Genomic DNA, 4,240 nt, shown 5'->3' with positions numbered 1-4,240 from the left:
CGCGTGGAGGGCCCCTTTTCATCAGTGGGCCCTTTTCATCAAGGGGGCACCTAATTTCATCAAGGGGGCACCCTAAGGGCGGCTGCGGAAGCGCCGTACTCCCGAAGGGGTCACCACCGCGTGCACCGGACGGTCATGCGGCTCCTCGGGCACGCGGTCGACGACCTCCGTGTCGTACAGGAGCACCACCAGCGCCGGATCGGCCCCCGCGCGCTCCAGACGGGCCAGAACGCGGTCGTACGAGCCGCCGCCGCGCCCCAGACGCATCCCGCGGGCGTCCACGGCGAGACCGGGCAGCAGGACGGCGTCGGCCCGCTCGACGGCCGCCGGGCCGAGCCGCTCGCCCGACGGCTCCAACAGGGCCATCCTTCCGCCGTGTTGGACACGGACCAGGGAGCCCTCACCCTCGTACGCGCCCCAGTCGAGGTCGTTGTCCTCCAGCAGGACCGGCAGCAGAACACGCACCCCGCGCGCGTGGAGCGCGTCGAGGAGCGCGAGGGTGCCCGGCTCGTTGCCGACGGAGACGTACGCCGCGACCGTGCGCGCATCCGCCAGTTCCGGCAGGGCGAGGGCGCGGCCGGCAAGGGCGTGGGTCGATTTCCGGACGTCATCCGCCGTCAACCCGTTCCTCACCGTGAGGAGGTCTCGTCGCAACATCCGCTTGGCAGGGTCCATACCGTGCCTCATCCGGCTCACAGGTTGCTCCCGTACTGTTCATAGTGGGCTCATATGAGAGCGAATTAACCGGAGCCACAGATTGTGCACAAAGGCACCGGATAAGGTTGCGCGCATGACTGAGTCGAACCCCAGGATCACCAAGGCTGTCATCCCCGCAGCCGGTCTCGGCACCCGGTTCCTGCCGGCCACCAAAGCCACTCCCAAGGAGATGCTGCCGGTGGTGGACAAGCCGGCCATCCAGTACGTGGTCGAGGAGGCGGTGTCCGCGGGGCTCGACGACGTCCTCATGGTCACCGGTCGTAACAAGCGTCCCCTGGAGGACCACTTCGACCGCAACTACGAGCTGGAGTCCGCCCTCCAGAAGAAGGGCGACGCCCGTCGGCTCGCCAAGGTCCAGGAGTCCAGCGACCTCGCCACCATGCACTACGTCCGCCAGGGCGACCCCAAGGGCCTCGGCCACGCCGTCCTGTGCGCTGCCCCGCACGTCGGCCACGAGCCCTTCGCCGTCCTCCTCGGCGACGACCTCATCGACCCGCGCGACCCCCTGCTCCAGCGCATGGTCGAGGTCCAGGAGCAGCACGGCGGCAGCGTCATCGCGCTCATGGAGGTCGCCCCCGAGCAGATCCACCTCTACGGGTGCGCGGACATCGAGACCACCGAGGACAGCGACGTCGTCAAGGTCACGGGCATGGTCGAGAAGCCGGAACCGGCCGACGCCCCCTCGAACTACGCGATCATCGGCCGCTACGTCCTCGACCCGCACATCTTCGAGATCCTCCGCAAGACCGAGCCCGGCCGCGGCGGCGAGATCCAGCTCACCGACGCCCTCCAGCAGCTGGCCGTCGACGAGAAGGTGGGCGGCCCCGTCCACGGCGTCGTCTTCAAGGGCCGCCGCTATGACACCGGCGACCGTGGCGACTACCTGCGTGCCATTGTCCGACTCGCGTGCGAACGTGAAGACCTGGGCCCGGACTTCCGGACCTGGCTTCGCAGTTACGTAGCCGAGGAGATGTAGGGACTTTGAGCAGCGCCGCGACCCGCGACACCGGCCGGGACCAGATCTGGACGGTGACCGAGCACCTGGAGGACATCCTCGCCACCGTCCGCCCCCTGGAACCCATCGAGCTGCAACTCCTCGACGCCCTGGGCTGCGTCCTGGTCGAGGACGTCACGGTGCCGCTGTCGCTGCCGCCGTTCGACAACAGCTCGATGGACGGGTACGCGGTGCGGGTCGCGGACGTCGCGGGCGCGAGCGAGGAGTACCCCGCCGTCCTGACGGTGATCGGCGACGTGGCCGCGGGCCAGGGCGAGCAGCCGCACGTGGGGCCCGGCGAGGCCGCCCGCATCATGACCGGCGCCCCGCTGCCGCCCGGCGCCGAGACGGTCGTCCCCGTGGAGTGGACCGACGGCGGCCTCGGCGAGGGACCCGTCTCCACGATGCGCGCCCGCAGCACCGGCCCCGAGGGCGCCTCGGGCCAGGTCGCCGTCCACCGCGCGGCCGAGGCACGCGCGCACGTGCGCGCCAAGGGCAGCGACGTGAAGGCCGGCGACCGGGCCCTCACGGCCGGCACGGTCCTCGGACCGCCGCAGATCGCGCTGCTCGCCTCGATCGGCCGCGCCACGGTCCGTGTGCGCCCCCGCCCGCGCGTGGTGGTCCTGTCCACCGGCAGCGAACTCGTCCAGCCCGGCGAGAAGTTGGAGCCCGGCCAGATCTACGACTCCAACAGCTTCGCCCTGACCGCCGCCGCCCGCGACGCCGGGGCGATCGCCTACCGGGTCGGCGCCGTCACCGACGACGCCGAGATCCTCCGCGCCACCATCGAGGACCAACTCGTCCGCGCCGACATGCTCGTCACCACGGGCGGGGTGAGCGTGGGAGCGTACGACGTCGTCAAGGAGGCCCTCCAGTCCGTCGGTGACGAGGACGAGGCGGGCAGCGGCGTCGAGTTCCGCAAGCTCGCCATGCAGCCCGGCAAGCCCCAGGGCTTCGGCTCCATCGGCCCCGACCACACCCCGCTGCTCGCGCTGCCGGGCAACCCGGTGTCGTCGTACGTCTCCTTCGAGATGTTCGTACGGCCCGCCATCCGCGCCCTGATGGGACTGGAGGACCTCCACCGGCCCACCGCGCGCGCGACCCTGGAGGCGCCCAAGGCGCTGACATCGCCCGCCGGACGCCGGCAGTTCCTGCGCGGGACCTACGCCGACGGCAAGGTCACTCCCGTAGGGGGCGCCGGATCGCACCTGGTCGCGGCCCTCGCCCATGCCGACGCGCTGATCGTGGTGCCTGAGGACGTGGAGTCGGTCGAGCCGGGCAGCGAGGTCGAGGTCGTCCTCCTCGGCTGACCGCCGCCGGGGCCCGGGAGATCCCGCTCCGCGAGGCCGCTGAAGTTGGCGTACCGTGTCGTCGCACAACAGGCCGTGCGCGGCACCGCCACGGCCCTGACCGGGAGCGCCACACCACATGACTGTGTCTTCCCGGGGGGAGACCCCCGGACCGCCGGAGGACCGACTGACGCACATCGACGAGGCGGGAGCCGCCCGCATGGTCGATGTGTCCGGGAAGGACGTGACCGCGCGCACCGCCCGCGCCAGCGGCCGGGTCCTGGTCTCACCGCGCGTGGTCGAGTTGCTGCGCGGCGAGGGGGTTCCCAAGGGCGACGCCCTCGCCACCGCGCGTATCGCGGGGATCATGGGCGCCAAGCGCACCCCCGACCTCATCCCGCTCTGTCACCCGTTGTCAGTGTCGGGTGTCAAGCTTGATCTGTCGGTCGCGGACGACGCCGTCGAGATCCTGGCCACCGTGAAGACGACTGACCGCACGGGGGTGGAGATGGAGGCCCTCACCGCGGTCAGCGTGGCTGCGCTCACCGTGATCGACATGGTCAAGGCGGTCGACAAGGGGGCGGTCATCACGGACGTACGCGTGGAGGAGAAGACCGGCGGGAAGTCCGGCGACTGGAGCCGGGGATGACCGGTTCCGCGGACCCGTCGGCGGGCGGCGCCCTGGCCGCGCCGTACGCCGCCCTGGTCGTGACCGCCTCCAACCGGGCCGCGGCCGGTGTGTACGAGGACAAGGGCGGGCCCCTGATCGTCGAGGGGCTCAGAAGGTTCGGCTTCGCCGTCGACGGCCCGCGAGTCGTCCCCGACGGTGACCCGGTCGCGGAGGCACTGAGGGCGGGAGTCGACGTCGGGTACGACGTGATCGTGACCACCGGCGGAACCGGCATCTCACCCACCGACCGGACCCCCGAGGCCACCCGGAGCGTCCTCGACCACGAGGTGCCCGGCATCGCCGAGGCCATCAGGGCGTTCGGCAGGGAGAAGGTCCCCACGGCGGCGCTGTCCCGCGGCCTCGCGGGCGTCGCACGCCGCACACTGATCGTGAACCTCCCCGGCTCCACCGGCGGCGTGAAGGACGGCCTGGCGGTCCTGGAGCCGCTGCTGGTCCACGCCGTCGACCAGATCCGGGGCGGGGACCATCCGAGACCTGGCGGAGCCACCGACAGCTCGGCGGCCGCGCCCAACACCGGAGCGCACGCGCCGGGAGGGCACGCGCCGGGCG

General features: G+C 71.7%; 5 protein-coding genes. 4 read left to right on the top strand and 1 reads right to left on the bottom strand.

The annotated features are described in order from the left end of the window. Positions 1 to 72: 72 nt before the first annotated feature. A complete protein-coding gene (locus FNH08_RS45875; protein ID WP_228034786.1) occupies positions 73 to 657 on the bottom strand; it encodes a 5-formyltetrahydrofolate cyclo-ligase in 585 nt (194 codons plus the stop codon). A 133-nt stretch (positions 658 to 790) separates the two neighbouring features. Here FNH08_RS45875 and galU point away from each other — a divergent pair, with 133 nt between their 5' ends. From galU to FNH08_RS45855, 4 genes are all read left to right on the top strand, one after another. Then, positions 791 to 1,693, top strand: a complete 903-nt coding sequence (gene galU, locus FNH08_RS45870) for a UTP--glucose-1-phosphate uridylyltransferase GalU (protein ID WP_152777598.1) — start codon at positions 791 to 793, stop codon at positions 1,691 to 1,693. A gap of 5 nt (positions 1,694 to 1,698) precedes the next feature. Beyond that, positions 1,699 to 3,021: a molybdotransferase-like divisome protein Glp gene (gene glp, locus FNH08_RS45865; RefSeq protein ID WP_152777596.1), complete on the top strand. Its 1,323-nt coding sequence runs from the start codon at positions 1,699 to 1,701 to the stop codon at positions 3,019 to 3,021. Positions 3,022 to 3,139: 118 nt separating this feature from the next. Further along, a complete protein-coding gene (moaC, locus tag FNH08_RS45860; RefSeq protein ID WP_152777594.1) occupies positions 3,140 to 3,649 on the top strand; it encodes a cyclic pyranopterin monophosphate synthase MoaC in 510 nt (169 codons plus the stop codon). After that, a partial coding sequence (locus FNH08_RS45855; RefSeq protein ID WP_152777592.1) for a MogA/MoaB family molybdenum cofactor biosynthesis protein occupies positions 3,646 to 4,240 on the top strand: 595 nt, incomplete at its 3' end. The genes moaC and FNH08_RS45855, both read left to right, overlap by 4 nt.

Source organism: Streptomyces spongiae (genome assembly GCF_009377185.1).
Taxonomy (GTDB): Bacteria; Actinomycetota; Actinomycetes; order Streptomycetales; family Streptomycetaceae; genus Streptomyces; species Streptomyces spongiae.
Note: the sequence above shows the minus strand (reverse complement) of the source record. Positions and strands in the feature narration are given on the sequence as shown.